Genomic DNA, 16954 nt, shown 5'->3' with positions numbered 1-16954 from the left:
TCCCAGCTAACCCGTCCGCCACTCTTGTCGCGTTTGCCACAATCGCCGTCCCATGTAACGCAACTGGTACTCGACACGATTTCCCATCAGAAGCTCATTTGCCGAGATGAGCGGAATTGACGCTGGGGCAAACGTCTTGGCGTAGGGGCGGCATTAGGACCTACATATGTCGGGAAAGCACCACAAGTCTCGCCGTAGGGGCGTTCAGCGCCAACAAGCGCGCCGGCTGACTGCTGTCGCGTTGGGCGTCAGCGGCCTGACCACCGCAGTGGTCGCGGGTCAGACCGCAGTCACCGAGTCGACGCCCGTCGATTTGATGGCGCTGATCACTCCCGCGAATTCGACGGCGCAGGTCTTCGCCAGCTCGGATTACTACAACCGTGACTGGAGTGGATACGGCCCTCCTCAGGTGGTCCCGTTCTTTCTCGGACCGCAGGGCATCGCCGACGCGATTGACGCCAATAGCACCGACCCACGTGGTGTGGTGGTCTTGGCGTCCGGGTGGGGCGCCGGGCAAACCGGAACTGCGCTGGGCGATATGCAGAGCAAGGGCGATCCGGCACTGAACAACGTCCGACTGGTCGTGTTGGACAACAACACCAACCGGGCCGGTGGCGGCTTTTGGACCACCTACTGGATGTTCGCGCCGCTGTTGGCGACCTCGGCCGCACCGACGCCAAGCGACCTCAGCGTTCCGGTCGTGGACACCGCGTACGAGTACAACATCAACTCCGATGCGCCGACCTACCCGATCAATGTGCTCGCCGACGCCAATAGTTTGATGGCCTACGCCTACGACTACGGCGGACAGGCGACCGCACCGATGCCGCAGGAGGCGCTGGATCCGGTACCGGCCGGCGACCAGCACTACCACTACATCGTCGACTCGCAAGGCAACGTCGTCGACAAGATCCCGGTCGACGGAAACATCACCTACGTCACCTTCCAATCCGACGGACTTCCACTGGTACGCCCGCTGCGGATGGTGCCCGGCGGCAACATCATTGCCGACGCGGTGGAACCCGCCGCGACGGTTCTGGTCAATGCCGGCTACCAGGACAACAAGCCGATCCCGGACGACCCGGGCGTGCAGCGTCCGGTCGGTCTGCTGCCGCCCGCATCCAACACCGAGACAGTTGTGAACCAGCTCCCGGTGGCGGTGCAGCAGGGTACGACCAAGGCCCGAAGTGACGTGCCTTCGCCGAGCCCCGCCCTTCCGAATTTGCGCACCAGCGGACAGGCGCCGCGCACAGCAATCACCACAAGCAGCGCAGCGCCGGTGAAGAAAGTCACCGGTGCCCTGGACTCCGCTGCCAAAGGGATAGCGGGTGGTCTGAAAAACCTTGCTCCGCACAAAATCTCGACAAGTGCGGACAAGAGCTAGCGGACCGAGATCATCCCGACGGCGACCAACGCCAGCACCATACCCAGCACCTGCCAGCGGGTGACCCGCTCGCGCAGCACCACGATCGCCAGTAGCACCGTTGCCGCCGGATAAAGCGACATCAGCACACTGGCCAACGACAGCATCGAGGCCTGCAGCGCCAGCAGCGTCGCGATATTGGCAGCGGTATCCAACAGCGCGGCCAACACCGCCATCTTCAGCGGAAACCCCCGTGGCGCTACGAAATTGCCACTGGATACGGCCACCAGGAACACGATCGCCGTAGCCGACACCCGCGCAAAGAACAGCGGCCAGAGGTGAGCATCGGCTGGGGCTTGATGCAGGAGAACGAAATTCAGCCCGAACGCCAGACCCGAGCCGATCGTCAGCCACGCCACGGTCGCGGTGAACCTGTGCGGGTGTACGTCCTCGTCGGTGGCCTGGCGGCTGACCAAGACGACGGCGATCAACGCCAGGACGGTGCCCACCCCGGCGACCACACCGGGCCGCTCCCCCATCGCAAGTCCCACGCTGACGGGCACCGCAGCCACCAGGACCGCGGTCAGCGGCGACACGACCGAGATCGGGCCGGCACCCAACGCGGCGTAGAACCACCACACGCCGAACGCCTGGCTCACCCCGCACAGCAGGCCCCACACCACCGCCGGCGTTGACACCGCACCACCGACGACCAGCGCCAGGACCCCGAGCAGGACCATCGCCAGCGGATAGGACACCACCACGACCCGCAGCGCGGCCACCCGTCGCGCCGCGATGCCGCCGACGAAATCGCTGACGCCGTAACCGATTGCCGATGCGAGCGCGAGCAGGATCCCGATCAGAGCTTGCCTTTGGCCCGGCGGCCGAGTTCCCGGATCACTTCACGCTGGGCGTCGCGCTTGGCCAGATCCTGGCGCTTGTCATGCGCCTGCTTGCCGCGAGCCAACGCCAACTCGACCTTGACCTTGCCGTCGGAAAAGTACAGCGATAACGGCACCAGGGTGAGGTTGCCATCGCGGATCTTCCCCACCAGCGTGTCGATCTGGCTGCGGTGCAGCAGCAGTTTGCGGTTGCGTCGCGGCGCGTGATTGGTCCAGGTGCCGTGGTGATATTCCGGGATGTGCAAATTGCGCAGCCAGATCTCGCCGTCGTCGACGGTCGCGAACGCATCGGCCAGCGATGCGTGACCCTCCCGCAGGCTCTTGACCTCGGTGCCCTGCAAGACGACGCCGGCCTCGTAGGTGTCGAGGATCGAATAGTTGTGCCGCGCCTTGCGATTGGAGGCGACGATCTTGCGCTCTGGCTTCTTCTCCGGATTCTTGGCCACCGCTACCGCCGCACATAGAGGCGCAGCGTGACGTAGCCGGTGAGACCGGCCATCAACACGCCGACGCCGAACATGATCGGCGATATGTAGAGGATGTCGGCGTAGTCGATCCGGGCGATCAGATTGGCTTGATAGAACTGGTTGAGCGCGTTCTCCAGGAACGCCGCTCGCACCACGATCAACCCGACGATCGCGATCACGACACCGATGGTCGCCGCCAGCACCGCCTCCAAGAGGAACGGCAGCTGCGTGTACCACCGCGTGGCACCCACCATCCGCATGATCCCGATCTCCGTGCGCCTGGTGTAAGCCGCGACTTGAACCATGTTGGCGATCAACAGGATCGCACCGATCGCCTGGACCACCGCGACCGCGAACGCGGCGGCCGACAGCCCGTCGAGCACCGCGAAGAGCCGGTCGATCAGCTCTTTCTGATTCAGCACGTTGAGCACACCGGGCTGGCCCACCATCGCGGCGTCGAAATCCTTGTGCTGCTCAGGGTTGTCCAACTTGACGATGAACGACGCCGGGAACGAGTCCTTGCTCGCGACGTCCTTGTACTGCGGGAACTTGCGGGTGGCGTCGTTGTAGGCGTCGTCGCGGTTCAGGAACCGAACCGAACGCACGTCGTTGCGGGCTTCGATCTTGGCGCGCAACGCCTTACAGGGGTCTGCGTCACAGGTGGGGTCGTTGGCCGACACGTCGTTGGTCAAGAACACCTGGGTCTCGACGCGGTCGAGGTAGATGTTGCGCGAGTGGTCGGCGAGCCGCACCACCAGCAGACCACCACCGAACAGGCCGATCGAGATGGCCGTGGTGAGAATCATGGCCACCGTCATGGTGACGTTGCGGCGAAGCCCGGTGAAGACCTCGTTGACTAGGAAGCCGAAGCGCACTTAACGATCCATTCCGTAGACACCACGCTGCTCATCGCGGACGAGTCTGCCCAGGGACAGCTCCACCACGCGCTGGCGCATGGAGTCGACGATGTGGTGGTCGTGGGTGGCCATCAACACGGTGGTACCCGTGCGGTTGATCCGCTCGAGCAGATCCATGATGTCCTTACTGGTCTCTGGGTCCAGGTTGCCGGTGGGCTCGTCGGCCAGCAACACCAGCGGGCGGTTGACGAAGGCCCGCGCGATCGCCACGCGCTGCTGCTCACCGCCGGAGAGCTCGGCAGGCAGCCGGTTGGCCTTACCGGACAACCCCACCATCTCCAGGACCTCGGGCACCACACGGTTGATGGTGTCGGGCTTCTTGCCGATCACCTCCAGCGCGAAGGCGACATTCTCGAACACCGATTTCTGCTGCAGCAGCCGGAAGTCCTGAAATACGCAGCCGATCACCTGACGCAGTTTGGGCACCTGCCGGCCCGACAGTTTGTTGACGTGGAACTTCGACACCTGCAGATCACCGGAGGTGGGCGTTTCCTCGGCCAGCAGCAGCCGCATGAACGTGGACTTGCCGGAACCGGACGGCCCGATGAGGAAGACGAACTCACCCTTGTCGATCTTGACGCTGACATTGTCGAGGGCTGGCCGTGCCGACGACTTGTACTGCTTACTGACATGGTCGAGGGTGATCATCACGGCACGCCAGTGTAGCCGTCCGACGGCGGGCGACCGATTACTGCGTCGGAGCCGCGGGCGTCACCATCGGCCCCTGCCCCGGCGCCGGCGTCGGAACCGGCGCAGGTGACGGGGTCGGTGTGGGCAACCCGGGGATCTGGAACGGCGCCGGACCGGGCGACGTCGTGGAGGTCGGCGACGTGGGTGACGTGGTCGGGGTCGTGGTCTCCGTCGGCGTCGTTGTCTCCGTCGTTGTCGTGGTCGTCGTCCGCGTGGTCGTGGTGCGGTCCCGGACATCGGTGCGCGGCACCCACGTGTAGGACGGGTCGGGCACGAAGCCGGGCGGCACCACCTGGGTGTTCGGCGCCACCGGCGCGGCGGATTCCGGCTGATACGTCGCATACAGCCACCAGACGGCGATGAACGCGGCCAGCAGCGCGGCAGTGGACGTACGCATGCGGCCCCAGAAGATGTAGTGCGGCCAGCCGCGGCCTTCTCGGGGTGTCGGCTTCAGCTTCACTTCGGGTCCACCGGCCCCTGGGTTCCGGCGGCGTCGTCCGCGGTCGCCGGGTGCACAAGGGCCTCGACCATCGGCGAGCCGTCTGCCGGGCTGGCGATGCCGGCGCGCATCAGCGACGCGATCACCAGCACCCGCAGCTTGCGGCCGACTTCGAACTGTTTACCGGGCAGCGTGCGCGCCACCATGCGCAGGTTGACGGTGTCGAGTTCGATGCTTTCCACTCCCATCAGCTGTGGGGCGTCCAGAAGCAGGTCCTTCAGCCCGGGGTCCTTGATCGCCTTCTCGGATACCCCATGCAGCACGTCGTTCACGCGGTTGAGGTCGGATGTGGTCGGCACCGGGATGTCGATGACGGCTCGCGCCCAGTCCTTGGACAGGTTCTGGGTCTTGACGATCTGCCCGTTGGGGATGGTCAGGACTTCACCTTCCGGGGAGCGCAACTTGGTGATGCGCAGGGTGACGTCCTCGACGGTGCCGGTCGCCTCCTTGGCAATGCCGGCCACCGTCAGCGACACCAGATCGCCGAATCCGTATTGCTTTTCGGTGATGATGAAGAACCCCGACAGCAGGTCCTGCACGATGCGCTGCGCGCCGAAACCGAGCGCCGCGCCCAGCACGGCAGCGGGCGCCACCAGCGAGCTCACCGGAACCGCGAGCACGTCGGTGACCTCGACGACCACCATCACGGCGAGCAGGGCGATCGCCACATAGGAGATGACGGACGCGACGGCCTGCCGGTGCTTGGCGCTTTCCGAGCGGACCAGGGCATCGCTCTCGCGGAAGCTGGCGTCGATGCGCCGGGAGATCTTCTGGGTGCCCCACTGGATGAACCGGGCCGCAAGGAGGCCGCCGATGAGCAGCAGCGCAATGCGCAGGCCGCGGGTCAGGATCCACTCGCCGACGTTGCCATGCCAGAAGTCATGCCAACGCGCGGAGAACGGGAACGCCAGATAGCTATTCGTCGTCATCTCGCCGGTTGCGCCACCGGATCCCCGCTTCCAGGAATCCGTCGATGTCCCCATCCAGTACCGCCGAAGGATTGCCGACCTCGTATTCGGTGCGCAGATCCTTGACCATTTGGTAGGGGTGCAGAACGTAGGAGCGCATCTGGTTGCCCCAGGAACTCCCGCCGTCACCCTTGAGCGCGTCGAGCTCGGCGCGCTCTTCGTGGCGTTTGCGCTCCAGGAGCTTGGCCTGCAGAACACGCATCGCAGAAACCTTGTTCTGCAGCTGCGACTTCTCGTTCTGGCAGGTGACAACGATGCCGGTGGGAATGTGGGTCAGTCGAACCGCCGAGTCGGTGGTGTTGACGGACTGGCCGCCGGGACCGCTGGAGCGGTAGACGTCGACGCGCACATCCTGCTCGGGGATGTCGATGTGGTCGGTGGTCTCGGTAACCGGCAGCACCTCGACGTCGGCGAACGAGGTCTGCCGCCGGTTCTGGTTGTCGAACGGGCTGATCCGCACCAGCCGGTGGGTGCCCTGCTCGACCGACAACGTGCCGTAGGCATAGGGAGCGTGCACGGCGAACGTCGCGCTCTTGATGCCGGCCTCTTCGGCGTAGGACGTATCGAAGACCTCGACGCCGTAGTTGTGCTGTTCGGCCCAGCGGATGTACATCCGCATCAGCATCTCGGCCCAGTCGGCGGCGTCCACGCCACCGGCGCCGGAACGGATGGTGACCAGCGCCTCGCGCTCGTCATACTCGCCGGACAGCAGGGTCCGAACCTCCAGCTGCTCGATGTCGGCCTGCAGCGACTTCAGCTCGGCGTCGGCCTCGGCCAGGGCGTCTGCCGCACCCGCACCCTCTTCCTCGGCGGCCATCTCGTAGAGCACCGGCAGATCATCCAGGCGGCTGCGCAGGCCTTCGACGCGGCGCAGCTCACCCTGGGCGTGGGACAGCTCGCTGGTGACCTGCTGGGCGTGGCTCTGGTCGTTCCACAGATTCGGGTCGGCGGCTTCGTGTTCGAGCTTCTCGATCTTCGCGCGCAGCCCATCGATGTCGAGCACTCGCTCCACCGTTGTCAGGGTGGTGTCGAGGGCGGCGATATCTGACTGACGATCGAGGTCCACGGCTCCTCAGGTTACCGGCGCCGTGACACGTTGTGATCCACGGCGGCTCCTGAGTTGCCCCGCCGGTCACGCGACTAGCATCACAGTGGTAACCAGGATGTGGCGCCGCTCAGCCCATAGCGGTGCTTCTCGACTGCGATGCGACAGCCCCTTGCGCGCAGCCGGGTCCGGACAGAAAGCGCGAGGATGCGTCCTTACTTTGTCGCGATCGTAGGTGCAGGCCCCTCCGGATACTTCGCGGCGGCGTCGCTGCTGAAGTTCGCGGACAGTTCGGTTGCCGCCGGCGGCCCTGATGTCCATGTCGACATGCTCGAAATGCTGCCCACCCCCTTCGGTCTGGTGCGTTCTGGCGTGGCGCCCGACCATCCCAAGATCAAGACCATCAGTGCCCAATTCGAGAAGACCTCCGTCGACGAGAGGTTCCGGTTCTTCGGCAACATCCGCGTCGGCGAGCACGTACAGGCCGAGGAGCTCGCGCAGAAGTACGACGCCGTCGTGTACGCGATCGGGGCGCAGTCCGACCGCCCGCTCGGTATCCCGGGCGAGGAACTGCCGGGAAGCGTCGCCGCCGTCGACTTCGTCGGTTGGTACAACGCGCACCCGCACTTCGGCGAAATGTCGCCGGACCTCGGCGGCCATCGTGCGGTGGTCATCGGCAACGGCAACGTGGCGCTCGACGTCGCGCGCATCCTCGTCAGCGATCCGCGCGAGCTCGCGAAATCCGATATTGCCGACCACGCGCTCGACCTTCTGCACGGGCAGGGTGTCGAGGAGGTCGTCGTGATCGGCCGCCGCGGACCGTTGCAGGCCACGTTCACCACCCTGGAGCTGCGGGAGCTGGGCGACCTGGAGGCCATGGCGGACGTGGACGTCATCGTCGACCCCGCTGACTTCGACTCGATCACCGACGAACAGCTCGAGGCGGCGGGCAAGACCGCCAAGCTGAACATCAAGGTGCTGCGTGGCTATGCCAGTACCGAACCGCGAGGAGCCAAGCGCCGCATCGTGTTCCGTTTCCGGACCTCGCCCATCGAGATCAAGGGCGACGGCCGCGTCGAGTCGGTGGTGCTGGGCCGCAACGAGCTCGTCGACGAGGGCGGCCGGATCGTCGCGAAGGACACCGGGGCGCGGGAGGAACTGCCCGCCCAGCTCGTGGTGCGTGCGGTCGGCTACCGCGGCATCGCGACGCCGGGTCTGCCGTTCGACGACCGCTCGGGCACCATCCCGCACACCGACGGTCGCGTCGAGGGCAGCGCCAACGAATATGTGGTCGGCTGGATCAAGCGCGGACCGTCGGGTGTCATCGGCAGCAACAAGAAGGATTCGGCGGACACCGTCGCGACGCTGCTGGCCGACCTCGACGGGCGCACGCTCGGCGACTTCGGTGACGACCATGGTGAGACGCTGGTCGAGTGGCTCCTGTCGCGTCAGCCCAAGCTGGTCACCGATGACCATTGGAAGCTGATCGACGCGCACGAGCGCGGCGCGGGCGAGCCGCACGGCCGGCCTCGGGTGAAGCTCACCAGCGTCGCCGAGCTACTGCGCATCGGACACGGCTAGCTCAGACCTCGCATGTCACCTTCGCCGGCTCCCGGGACAGCCCACCAACCGGACCGGCGGTGCGTGCGATGAGCGGCGTACACGCGGCGGCCAGGGCCAACCCGGCCGAGACCATGACGACGGCGAACGGGCTGTAGGCGTCCGCGACAACGCCGCCGAGCGCGGTGCCCAGGGCACCGCCGGCCAGAGCGCCGCTGTTGAGCCACCCGAACGCCTCAGCGGTTGAGTCTTCGGCGATCTCGTGGGACACCATCACGTACAGCGCGGCCAGCGCGGGCGCGAAGCCCAGCCCGGACGCGAACAGCACGGCAAGTTGCAGCGGGTAGCCGTCAACCAGCGCGAACAGTGCCGTGCCTGCGGCGACCACGGCCATCGACAAGGCCAGACCGCGCACACCCAGGTGGCGATGCCCGAACAACACGCCACCGAGCAACGAGCCAAGGCCGGTCGCCGCGAGGGCCACACCAGCCGACAGGTTGTGGTTACCGAAGAGCGCGAGCACGCCGACTTCCAGGGCCGTGAACGACGCGACCAGCGCGAGGCTGGCGATCATGGCCAGGATCACGGCGTGGTTGGCCAGGACCTTGCCGAACGCCATTCTGCTGGTGACGATGGTCGGCCGGAACTGGCGCGCACTGAGCAGGAACCAGACGGTCCCCACCAGGGTGACCGCCGCGGAGAACAGCAGCGGGATCGCGGTCGATATCGCAGACGCGAGGAACGTGGCGGCGACCGGGCCGATCACCCAGATCAGCTCCTGCGCAGTGGTATCGAGCGCGAAGATCGCACGCAGCCCCGTTCCCGGCACCATCTGCGGGTATAGCGCGCGGACCGCGGGCAACAGCGGTGGAACCGAGGCACCGATCAGGAACCCCAACACCATGAGAATCGTCGTGGGCACATCGACGAAGGCCAGCGCGAGCATGCTGACGGCGTTGATCACGGCAGCCGACACCAGGGTCGGCATCATCCCGAGCCGGCCGAGGAGACGCGCCGTCATCGGCATCGCGAGGGCTTCACCGATGCTGGTGAACGCCACCACCGCGCCCGCCACCGCGTAGGAACCGGTGCGGGCCTGGACGTGCAGCAGGATCGCCAGCGACAGCATGCCGAGCGGCAGCCGCGCAAAGAGCTGTGAGGCGGTCACATTGACCACGCCCGGAACTCGAATGAGCTCGACGTAGGCGCGCACGGTTATCTCTCCATCAATTGGTTCTGGTATTCCACGACCCCTCAACTGTACCGTCCGGACGGTACAGTTGGAAACCGATTAAACTCGGCGGATGGCGACCTCGCGTGAGCGCATTCTCGACGCGTATGCCGAGGCGCTGGCAGTCGACGGCGAGCGCCACGCCACGCTCGACGCCGTCGCCGCCCGTGCTGGAGTGTCCAAGGGCGGGCTGCTCTATCACTTCCCGGCCAAGGACCAACTCGCCGAAGCCTTGTGTGAGCGGCTGATCGCGCTGGCCGGCGACGACGTCGACAAGATGCGCGAGGCGGTCGACGGGCCTGCGCGGCACTACATCCGCACCTCGCACTACGCGAACACACCGCTGGATCGCACACTGGTCGCGGTCGCCCGGTTACAGCAGGCCGGTGATCCGCGGGCCCGTGCGGCCATCGAGCAGATCTCCGATCAGTGGCTGGCCGTGCTGACCGAGGCCATCGGCGACCGCGACGTCGCGCGCACGATCAAGCTGGTCGGTGATGGCCTCTACCACCACGCGATGTCCAACGCACTCGGCGGCCAACCGCGCACGGAACTCGACGAGGGGCTGCTGGCGGTGATCGACCGCCTCATCGACCAACGCGTGAACACGGCCCATTCCTGAAGCGGGGTCACTACGGGGCGCCGGCCGGTGCCGTCAGTCGCGAGCCGGTGTGGTGATCGAGTCAGCCGCGATGGTGACGATGACGCGCGTCTCGTCGGGATTCCCCGAGAAGTTCGGATACGGCATGCCGAGATACTTCTGCGAGATCTCGTCGATGCTTTCGCGGCCTCCCTCGGTCGTCGTCGACAGCACGTGACCCCGCACCGCGTAGTAGCGGTTGACGTCGTCCGAGTCGACGACATTGACGGCGATGCGCGGATCGCGGGCCAGATTGCGCGCCTTCTGCATGCCTTCGACGATGTTGATGACGATGTGTTCGCCGTCGGTGGTCACCCACGTCTCTGTCAGCTGCGGTGAGCCGTCGGGCATCAGAGTGGCCACAAAGCAGGGGCTCGGGCGACGCAACAGTGCGAGCAGCCCGTCGGGCAGCGGTTTGGACATCGAATTCCTAAATCGGAGGCGGCTGGTCGGGCGGTGCGAAGAACCAGTTGTCCGGATTCTTCGGCGAGTACGCCACCGGAATCAATTGACCCATGGTCGGCCAGCTGTTCACGTCGACCGCCATCCGCTGATACACCACGTGCTCGTTGACCGTCGGTCCGTTGATGACCCCGCTGATCGTGACGAACTGCTCGCCGGTGGCGTCCGGGCGCGGGCTCACGCCAGTCACCAGCAGCGTGCCGTGCAAAACCTCGCCGCGCGGGCCGCGGCGCATGAGGCGCGGGGCCAACACGAGGACCAGCGCGCCGACGATGAGCAATATCACCGCGAATTCCCACATGCGGCCATGGTAGGACTGCAGCCATGAGCGACGCTTGCGGAGCGAATCGAAGGCAGACTTGCGGCGCCCGAGCCTGCGCGGGGGCCGGATGAGCGGCCACGACATACGGGCAGACCTCTCGGTGGCGTTGCAGCTCGCCGACCGGGCCGACGCGATCACCCTCGACCGGTTCGGGGCGCTGGATCTGCGCATCGACACCAAACCCGACCTCACCCCGGTCACCGACGCCGACGAGGCGGTCGAGGCGGACCTGCGCGCGGTGTTGTCCCGCGAACGCCCGGACGACGCGGTGCTGGGCGAGGAGTACGGCGGCACCGCCGAATTCCAGGGCAGGCAATGGGTGATCGACCCGATCGACGGCACCAAGAACTTCGTCCGCGGCGTACCGGTGTGGGCCAGCCTGATCGCCCTTCTCCAGGACGGCGTTCCGACCGTCGGTGTGATCAGCGCCCCGGCTTTGAGTCGGCGATGGTGGGCCGGCCGCGGCCTGGGCGCCTTCGCGACGACCGGCGACGGACCGGCCCGCACGCTGTCGGTGTCCCGTGTCGCGGAACTGGGATCGGCCAGCCTGTCGTTTTCCAGTCTGTCCGGGTGGGCTGACCTCGGGCTGCGGGAGCAGTTCCTGGGGTTGACCGACGAGGTGTGGCGCGTGCGCGCCTATGGCGACTTCTTCTCCTACTGCCTGGTCGCCGAGGGCGCCGTGGACATCGCCGCCGAACCCGAGGTGAAGCTGTGGGACCTTGCCCCGCTGGACATCTTGGTCCGCGAAGCCGGCGGTACCTTCACCAATCTCGACGGACAGCCCGGCCCTCACGGCGGACACGCCGTCGCCACCAATGGGGTGCTGCACAAGGCCACCCTGGCGAGCTTGGCCAAAGGCTAGTAGCCCGGGTCGAATCCGACGGGCAGCGTCGCGGGTCCACTCAGCCCGCTCAGTGGCTTCCACGGCGCGGGCCCGGTCCGGCGAATGTTGGGCATCCGTCGCGCCATGACCGTCAGCGCCTCCGTCAGCTCGAGACGAGCCAGGTTGGCCCCGAGGCAGTAGTGCACGCCGCCGCCGAACGTATGCATCGGCAGCGCGGCGGTGCGAGTGATGTCCAGACGGTCCGGTCCGTCGCAGACACTCGAATCACGGTTGGCGGCAGCCGAATTGAGAATGACCAGCGTGCCCGCCGGGATGAGGTATCCCGCGACCTCGACATCCTCGACCACGGTGCGCAGCGTGCCGAACACAATTGGAGAATGGCGCATTGTCTCCTCCACCGCGCGGGCCGCGAGGTCGGGTTGCCGGGCCAATAGCGCCCACTGGTCGGGATGTTCGCACAGCACCGACACCGACGCGGCGAGCTGATTTCTGGTGGTATCGGTGCCGGCCATCAGCAGCCCCGCCACCAGCATGCGCAGTTCGGAGATGCTGAGGCGGTCACCTTCATCTTCGGCCCGGATCAGGTCCGAAACCAGGTCGTCGGTGAGACCGTGCCGCCGCTCGGCGACCATCGCGTCGACATAGTCGTCCAACTCCTCCCAGGCGGCCAGGATCGACGGCGCGTTCTCAGCGACGTTCCAGCTGAAGGCCTTGAAGAACTCGTCGGTCCAGCGGGCGAACTGCTCCCAATCACCGCCCGGAACACCGAGCAGGGCGCAGATGATGGGGATCGGGTAATGCCGCGCGATATCGGCGACGACGTCGCACCGGCCGTCGGCGGCACACTTGTCGACCAGGCCGTTGATGACCTCGGTGACCGTAGAGCGCAGCCGCTCCGTCGCCCTCGGCGTGAACGCCTTGCACACCAGGCGACGCAGCCGATGGTGCTCGTCGCCGTCCATATTGATGATCGTGGCGACCACCCGGTCCCACAGCGGGCCCGAGGTGATGCCCTGGGATGCGAGGAACATCCCCTGCGGCACAACGAATCTGCGGTCACGTGAGGCGTCGTGGACGATGTCGTAGGCCAGGAATTCCGGGCCATGCGGGCCGAGTGCGATCGGAGCCTGCTCGCGCGCCCGTCGCAGCATCGCCAGCGCTTCGTAAGGGTCCGTCTCGTTGTCATAGTCGACGGTGGGCAACCCTGCGTCGAACACATTCGGCATCCGCGGCGCATCGATGGTGATGGTCATGGCGGCCCCCAGATCTGCTCGAACAAGCTCTCAAGACGAGTCTCGAACGCTGCTGAGCGGGGTATGCGAGTAGACCACTACCCCATATCCGGACTTATGTGACCGACTCAACACAACCGACAGGTCGTCAGGGGTTCCGGGATCTACCTTACTTTGGAGTAAGATAAGTTCCAGCGCGATCTCACCAGCACGCCCACCATCGACGAGGCTGCCACCATGACCAACACTCTTCCCCCGAAATCGACCAGCCCCCGGGCCCGCGATAGCGCGGTCGGGCAGTACAAGCACAAGCGCTCTCTCACCGACATCGGCCTGGCGCTCGTCACTCCCCTGGTCGGCCAGGAGTTCTTGGACCGCTACCACCTGCGCGACCCCCTCAACCGCGGCTTGCGGTACGGCGTCAAGCAGGTGTTCTCCACCGCCGGGGCGGCCACCCGGCAGTTCAAGCGGGTTCAAGGTGCCGGCAAGGCGCCCACCCGGCTCCGGCCCAGCGGCGCCGATTACTTTGACCTCACCCCCGACGACGACCAGAAGATGATCGTCGCGACGGTCGACGAGTTCGCCGAGGAAATACTGCGTCCCGCCGCCCACGACGCCGACGCCGCCGCCGGCTATCCCGCCGATCTGATCGCCAAGGCCGCCGAGCTCGGTATCACCGCGATCAACATCCCCGAGGACTTCGACGGCATTGCCGAGCAGCGCACCACGGTGACCAACGCGTTGGTGGCCGAGGCCCTCGCCTACGGCGACATGGGTCTCGCGCTGCCGATTCTGGCCCCGGGCGGAGTTGCCTCGGCGCTGACGCATTGGGGCAGCGCCGATCAGCAGGCCACCTATCTCAGCGAATTCGCCGGCGAGAACGTGCCGCAGGCCTGCGTGGCGATAGCCGAACCGCAGGCCCTGTTCGACCCGACCGCGCTGAAGACCACCGCGGTTCGCACCCCCAGCGGCTACCGCCTCGACGGGGTCAAATCCCTCGTCCCGGCCGCCGCGGACGCCGAATTGTTCATTGTGGCAGCACAACTCGACGGCAAGCCGGCACTGTTCATCGTGGAGGCGTCGACCGCCGGCGTGGGCATCAAAGCCGATCCCAGCATGGGCATCCGCGCCGCCGCCCTGGGCCGGGTGGAGCTGAACAAGGTGACGGTGCCACTGTCCGCCCGCCTCGGCGAGGACGGCGCCACCGACGCCGACTATTCCGAAGCAATTGCGTTGTCGCGCTTGGGTTGGGCCGCGCTCGCGGTCGGCACCTCGCACGCCGTGCTCGACTACGTGATCCCCTACGTCAAGGAACGTGAAGCGTTCGGTGAGCCCATCGCGCGGCGTCAGGCCGTCGCGTTCATGTGCGCCAACATCGCCATCGAACTCGATGGCCTGCGGCTGATCACCTGGCGCGGCGCCGCCCGCGCCGAACGCGGTCTGCCGTTCGCACGCGAAGCCGCCCTCGCCAAGAAGCTGGGTACCGACAAAGGCATGCAGATCGGCCTCGACGGTGTGCAACTACTCGGCGGCCACGGCTACACCAAGGAACACCCGGTCGAGCGCTGGTACCGCGATCTGCGGGCCATCGGCGTCGCCGAGGGTGTTGTCGTCCTGTAACCGTCACGGACAACGAACGGAAAAGACTGACATGGCAATCAATCTCGAACTGCCGCGCAAGCTGGAAGCGGTCATCGAAAAGGCACATCAGGGTGCCGCGGAGATGCTGCGGCCGATCTCGCGCAAATACGACGTCGCCGAGCACGCCTACCCCGTCGAACTCGACACCCTGGCAACCCTCTTCGAGGGCATCTCCGAGGCCAACACCATCTCGTTCGCCGGCACCGAGGCCTTCCGCGACAGCGACGACGGCCCCAAGGGAAACATCAACGGCGGCAACATGTCCGCATTACTCAACGCCCTGGAGATCTCCTGGGGTGACATCGCGCTGCTACTGTCCGTCCCCCGCCAGGGCCTGGGCAACGCTGCCATCTCCGGTGTCGCCACCGACGAGCAGCTGCAGCGGCTGGGCAAGAACGTCTGGGCGGCAATGGCGATCACCGAACCGTCATTCGGTTCCGATTCCGCGGCAGTGTCGACCACCGCGGTGCTCGACGGCGACGAATATGTGATCAACGGCGAGAAGATCTACGTCACGGCCGGCTCCCGCGCCACGCACATCGTGGTGTGGGCGACCCTGGACAAGTCCAAGGGCCGCGCGGCGATCAAGTCGTTCATCGTCCCGCGTGAGCATCCCGGAGTGACCGTCGAGCGCCTCGAGCACAAGCTCGGCATCAAGGCCTCCGACACCGCGGCCATCCGCTTCGACAATGCGCGCATCCCCAAGGAAAACCTGCTGGGGAGCCCGGAAATCGAGGTGGAGAAGGGTTTTGCCGGGGTCATGGAGACCTTCGACAACACTCGGCCGATTGTCGCCGCGATGGCGGTCGGGGTGGCCCGTGCCGCCTTGGAGGAACTGCGCACGATCTTGACCGACGCCGGCGTGGAGATCTCCTATGACAAGCCCGCACACGCCCAGAGCGCAGCCGCCGCGGAATTCCTTCGGATGGAGGCTGACTGGGAAGCCGGCTACCTGTTGACGGTCCGGTCGGCCTGGCAGGCCGACAACGCGATCCCCAACTCCAAAGAAGCCTCGATGGGCAAGGCCAAGGCGGCCCGGGTCGCCAGCGACATCACCCTCAAGGCAGTCGAATTGGCCGGAACAGCAGGCTATTCCGAGCAAACGCTGCTGGAGAAGTGGGCCCGCGACTCGAAGATCCTGGACATCTTCGAGGGCACGCAGCAGATCCAGCAGCTGGTGGTGGCGCGTCGCCTGCTCGGGCTGTCCTCGACCGAACTCAAGTAGTCACGCGACCGCGGTCAGCTCGCGCTGCGTCTCGTCGTCGAGTTCGATGTCGGTGACGGCGAGGTTCTCCTCGAGGTGACCCAGTGACGAGGTGCCGGGAATGAGCAGCACGTTGTCGGCGACGCCCAGCGTCCACGCCAGCGCGATCTGCGCCGGGGTGTGACCGAGCCGCTCGGCGGCGCCGGTGACGAGGTGGTGCGAGAGCACCGGATTCACCTCGTGAAACGCCGACCCGAGCGGGAAGAACGGGACGAACGCGATGTCGCGCGCGATGCATTCGTCGAGCACCGGCTGCGAGGAGCGGTCCACCAGGTTGAACGGGTTCTGCACGCACACAATGTCGGTGAGCTCCAAGGCGTGCAGTAGCTGCTCGTGGCTCACATTGCTCAGCCCGACACCGGCGATCAATCCCTCGTCGCGGGCGGTGATCATCGCGCCGAGTTGATCGGTGAACAGCGCATCGGCCTCGTTCTCCATCACCCGCAGGTTGACGGCGGCCAGTTGTTCGACACCGAGGGTGCGCAAGTTCTCCTCGATCGCGGATCGCAACTGATCCGGCTCGTTGTAGGGCAGCCACGCCCCTTGGTCGTCGCGGCGCGCACCGACCTTGCTCACCAGAGCCAAACTGTCGGGATAGGGGTGCAGCGCCTCACGGATCAGCTGATTGGCCACATCGGGACCGTAGAACTGGGACGTGTCGATGTGGTCGACGCCGGCCTCGACGGCCCGGCGCAATACCGCCAACGCCTGGTCATGGTCCCGCGGCGGCCCGAACACACCCGGCCCCGGAAGCTGCATGGCGCCGAACCCGACGCGGTGGACGTTGAAGCCGGCCAACGGAAAGCGGGTCATGGGGTCCCTCCACTCGCAGGAAGATCAATTGAAATCGAATTGTTTGATGTCAAACTATCTTGCGGGCGCGATACGCTTCCTGTCAACCCAGGGA

The 16954-nt window shown here is 66.2% G+C and carries 18 protein-coding genes; 6 read left to right on the top strand and 12 right to left on the bottom strand.

The window, feature by feature from the left end; all coding sequences use genetic code 11:
• Positions 1 to 166 precede the first annotated feature (166 nt).
• On the top strand, positions 167 to 1384 hold the full coding sequence (locus tag AB431_RS08980; RefSeq protein ID WP_047329638.1) for a PE-PPE domain-containing protein: 1218 nt from the start codon (positions 167 to 169) through the stop codon (positions 1382 to 1384).
• Here the strand turns inward: AB431_RS08980 and AB431_RS08975 are convergent.
• From AB431_RS08975 to prfB, 7 genes are read right to left on the bottom strand one after another with little or no spacing between them, the layout of a single operon-like run.
• Positions 1381 to 2226 carry a DMT family transporter gene (locus AB431_RS08975; protein ID WP_082135607.1) on the bottom strand — a complete coding sequence of 282 codons (846 nt, stop codon included), beginning with the start codon at positions 2224 to 2226 and terminating at the stop codon, positions 1381 to 1383. The two genes, AB431_RS08980 and AB431_RS08975, sit on opposite strands and share 4 nt — an antisense overlap.
• A complete protein-coding gene (gene smpB, locus AB431_RS08970) occupies positions 2223 to 2711 on the bottom strand; it encodes an SsrA-binding protein SmpB (protein WP_047329637.1) in 489 nt (162 codons plus the stop codon). Before smpB ends, AB431_RS08975 begins: the two co-directional genes overlap by 4 nt.
• Before the next feature lie 2 nt (positions 2712 to 2713).
• A complete protein-coding gene (gene ftsX / locus AB431_RS08965; RefSeq protein WP_047329636.1) occupies positions 2714 to 3607 on the bottom strand; it encodes a permease-like cell division protein FtsX in 894 nt (297 codons plus the stop codon).
• A complete protein-coding gene (ftsE, locus tag AB431_RS08960; RefSeq protein WP_047333238.1) occupies positions 3608 to 4297 on the bottom strand; it encodes a cell division ATP-binding protein FtsE in 690 nt (229 codons plus the stop codon).
• Positions 4298 to 4337: 40 nt separating this feature from the next.
• On the bottom strand, positions 4338 to 4736 hold the full coding sequence (locus tag AB431_RS08955) for a hypothetical protein (RefSeq protein ID WP_052960452.1): 399 nt from the start codon (positions 4734 to 4736) through the stop codon (positions 4338 to 4340).
• A gap of 59 nt (positions 4737 to 4795) precedes the next feature.
• Positions 4796 to 5767 carry a mechanosensitive ion channel family protein gene (locus tag AB431_RS08950; protein ID WP_047329634.1) on the bottom strand — a complete coding sequence of 324 codons (972 nt, stop codon included), beginning with the start codon at positions 5765 to 5767 and terminating at the stop codon, positions 4796 to 4798.
• Positions 5754 to 6872, bottom strand: coding sequence for a peptide chain release factor 2 (prfB, locus tag AB431_RS08945; protein WP_047329633.1), 1119 nt, complete (start codon positions 6870 to 6872; stop codon positions 5754 to 5756). The genes AB431_RS08950 and prfB overlap by 14 nt, the downstream gene beginning before the upstream one ends.
• 186 nt (positions 6873 to 7058) lie before the next feature.
• Here prfB and AB431_RS08940 point away from each other — a divergent pair, with 186 nt between their 5' ends.
• Positions 7059 to 8432 (top strand): FAD-dependent oxidoreductase, encoded by a 1374-nt coding sequence (locus AB431_RS08940; RefSeq protein WP_047329632.1) that lies wholly within the window; start codon positions 7059 to 7061, stop codon positions 8430 to 8432.
• A 1-nt stretch (position 8433) separates the two neighbouring features.
• On the opposite strand, the gene AB431_RS08935 is transcribed toward AB431_RS08940, so the two are convergent.
• The gene (locus AB431_RS08935) at positions 8434 to 9624 is read right to left on the bottom strand and encodes an MFS transporter (RefSeq protein ID WP_047329631.1); all 1191 of its coding nucleotides are present in this window, start codon (positions 9622 to 9624) and stop codon (positions 8434 to 8436) included.
• A 91-nt stretch (positions 9625 to 9715) separates the two neighbouring features.
• Between AB431_RS08935 and AB431_RS08930 the strand changes: the two genes are divergently transcribed.
• Positions 9716 to 10264 carry a TetR/AcrR family transcriptional regulator gene (locus AB431_RS08930; RefSeq protein ID WP_047329630.1) on the top strand — a complete coding sequence of 183 codons (549 nt, stop codon included), beginning with the start codon at positions 9716 to 9718 and terminating at the stop codon, positions 10262 to 10264.
• Positions 10265 to 10297: 33 nt separating this feature from the next.
• Here the strand turns inward: AB431_RS08930 and AB431_RS08925 are convergent, their stop codons facing one another.
• Together AB431_RS08925 and AB431_RS08920 are read right to left on the bottom strand one after the other, a co-directional pair.
• Complete coding sequence (locus tag AB431_RS08925; RefSeq protein ID WP_047329629.1) at positions 10298 to 10705, bottom strand: PPOX class F420-dependent oxidoreductase; 408 nt, start codon at positions 10703 to 10705, stop codon at positions 10298 to 10300.
• 7 nt (positions 10706 to 10712) lie between these two features.
• Complete coding sequence (locus AB431_RS08920; RefSeq protein ID WP_047333237.1) at positions 10713 to 11045, bottom strand: hypothetical protein; 333 nt, start codon at positions 11043 to 11045, stop codon at positions 10713 to 10715.
• An 88-nt stretch (positions 11046 to 11133) separates the two neighbouring features.
• Between AB431_RS08920 and hisN the strand changes: the two genes are divergently transcribed.
• Positions 11134 to 11928, top strand: coding sequence for a histidinol-phosphatase (gene hisN, locus AB431_RS08915; protein ID WP_047329628.1), 795 nt, complete (start codon positions 11134 to 11136; stop codon positions 11926 to 11928).
• Here the strand turns inward: hisN and AB431_RS08910 are convergent.
• Positions 11925 to 13163 carry a cytochrome P450 gene (locus AB431_RS08910; RefSeq protein WP_047329627.1) on the bottom strand — a complete coding sequence of 413 codons (1239 nt, stop codon included), beginning with the start codon at positions 13161 to 13163 and terminating at the stop codon, positions 11925 to 11927. The genes hisN and AB431_RS08910 overlap by 4 nt on opposite strands.
• Positions 13164 to 13379: 216 nt before the next feature.
• Between AB431_RS08910 and AB431_RS08905 the strand changes: the two genes are divergently transcribed.
• Positions 13380 to 14762: an acyl-CoA dehydrogenase family protein gene (locus tag AB431_RS08905; protein WP_047329626.1), complete on the top strand. Its 1383-nt coding sequence runs from the start codon at positions 13380 to 13382 to the stop codon at positions 14760 to 14762.
• 31 nt (positions 14763 to 14793) lie between these two features.
• Entirely contained in the window at positions 14794 to 16008 is a 1215-nt protein-coding gene (locus AB431_RS08900) for an acyl-CoA dehydrogenase family protein (RefSeq protein ID WP_047329625.1), read from the top strand.
• Here AB431_RS08900 and AB431_RS08895 read toward each other — a convergent pair whose 3' ends face one another.
• The gene (locus AB431_RS08895) at positions 16009 to 16860 is read right to left on the bottom strand and encodes an oxidoreductase (protein ID WP_047329624.1); all 852 of its coding nucleotides are present in this window, start codon (positions 16858 to 16860) and stop codon (positions 16009 to 16011) included.
• Positions 16861 to 16954 lie beyond the last annotated feature (94 nt).

The organism is Mycobacterium sp. EPa45 (assembly GCF_001021385.1).
GTDB lineage: Bacteria > Actinomycetota > Actinomycetes > Mycobacteriales > Mycobacteriaceae > Mycobacterium.
This window is presented reverse-complemented; position numbering and strand designations above follow the sequence as displayed.

What these genes read in the sequence shown, in the direction of transcription:
- AB431_RS08940 (WP_047329632.1), top strand. Translation starts at nt 7,059, where the DNA reads ATGCGTCCTTACTTTGTCGCGATCGTAGGTGCAGGCCCCTCCGGATAC.
- AB431_RS08950 (WP_047329634.1), bottom strand. Translation starts at nt 5,767, where the DNA reads ATGACGACGAATAGCTATCTGGCGTTCCCGTTCTCCGCGCGTTGGCAT.
- AB431_RS08980 (WP_047329638.1), top strand. Translation starts at nt 167, where the DNA reads ATGTCGGGAAAGCACCACAAGTCTCGCCGTAGGGGCGTTCAGCGCCAA.
- AB431_RS08955 (WP_052960452.1), bottom strand. Translation starts at nt 4,736, where the DNA reads ATGCGTACGTCCACTGCCGCGCTGCTGGCCGCGTTCATCGCCGTCTGG.
- AB431_RS08920 (WP_047333237.1), bottom strand. Translation starts at nt 11,045, where the DNA reads ATGTGGGAATTCGCGGTGATATTGCTCATCGTCGGCGCGCTGGTCCTC.
- AB431_RS08925 (WP_047329629.1), bottom strand. Translation starts at nt 10,705, where the DNA reads ATGTCCAAACCGCTGCCCGACGGGCTGCTCGCACTGTTGCGTCGCCCG.
- ftsE (WP_047333238.1), bottom strand. Translation starts at nt 4,297, where the DNA reads ATGATCACCCTCGACCATGTCAGTAAGCAGTACAAGTCGTCGGCACGG.
- AB431_RS08905 (WP_047329626.1), top strand. Translation starts at nt 13,380, where the DNA reads ATGACCAACACTCTTCCCCCGAAATCGACCAGCCCCCGGGCCCGCGAT.
- AB431_RS08910 (WP_047329627.1), bottom strand. Translation starts at nt 13,163, where the DNA reads ATGACCATCACCATCGATGCGCCGCGGATGCCGAATGTGTTCGACGCA.
- AB431_RS08900 (WP_047329625.1), top strand. Translation starts at nt 14,794, where the DNA reads ATGGCAATCAATCTCGAACTGCCGCGCAAGCTGGAAGCGGTCATCGAA.
- AB431_RS08930 (WP_047329630.1), top strand. Translation starts at nt 9,716, where the DNA reads ATGGCGACCTCGCGTGAGCGCATTCTCGACGCGTATGCCGAGGCGCTG.
- hisN (WP_047329628.1), top strand. Translation starts at nt 11,134, where the DNA reads ATGAGCGGCCACGACATACGGGCAGACCTCTCGGTGGCGTTGCAGCTC.
- AB431_RS08895 (WP_047329624.1), bottom strand. Translation starts at nt 16,860, where the DNA reads ATGACCCGCTTTCCGTTGGCCGGCTTCAACGTCCACCGCGTCGGGTTC.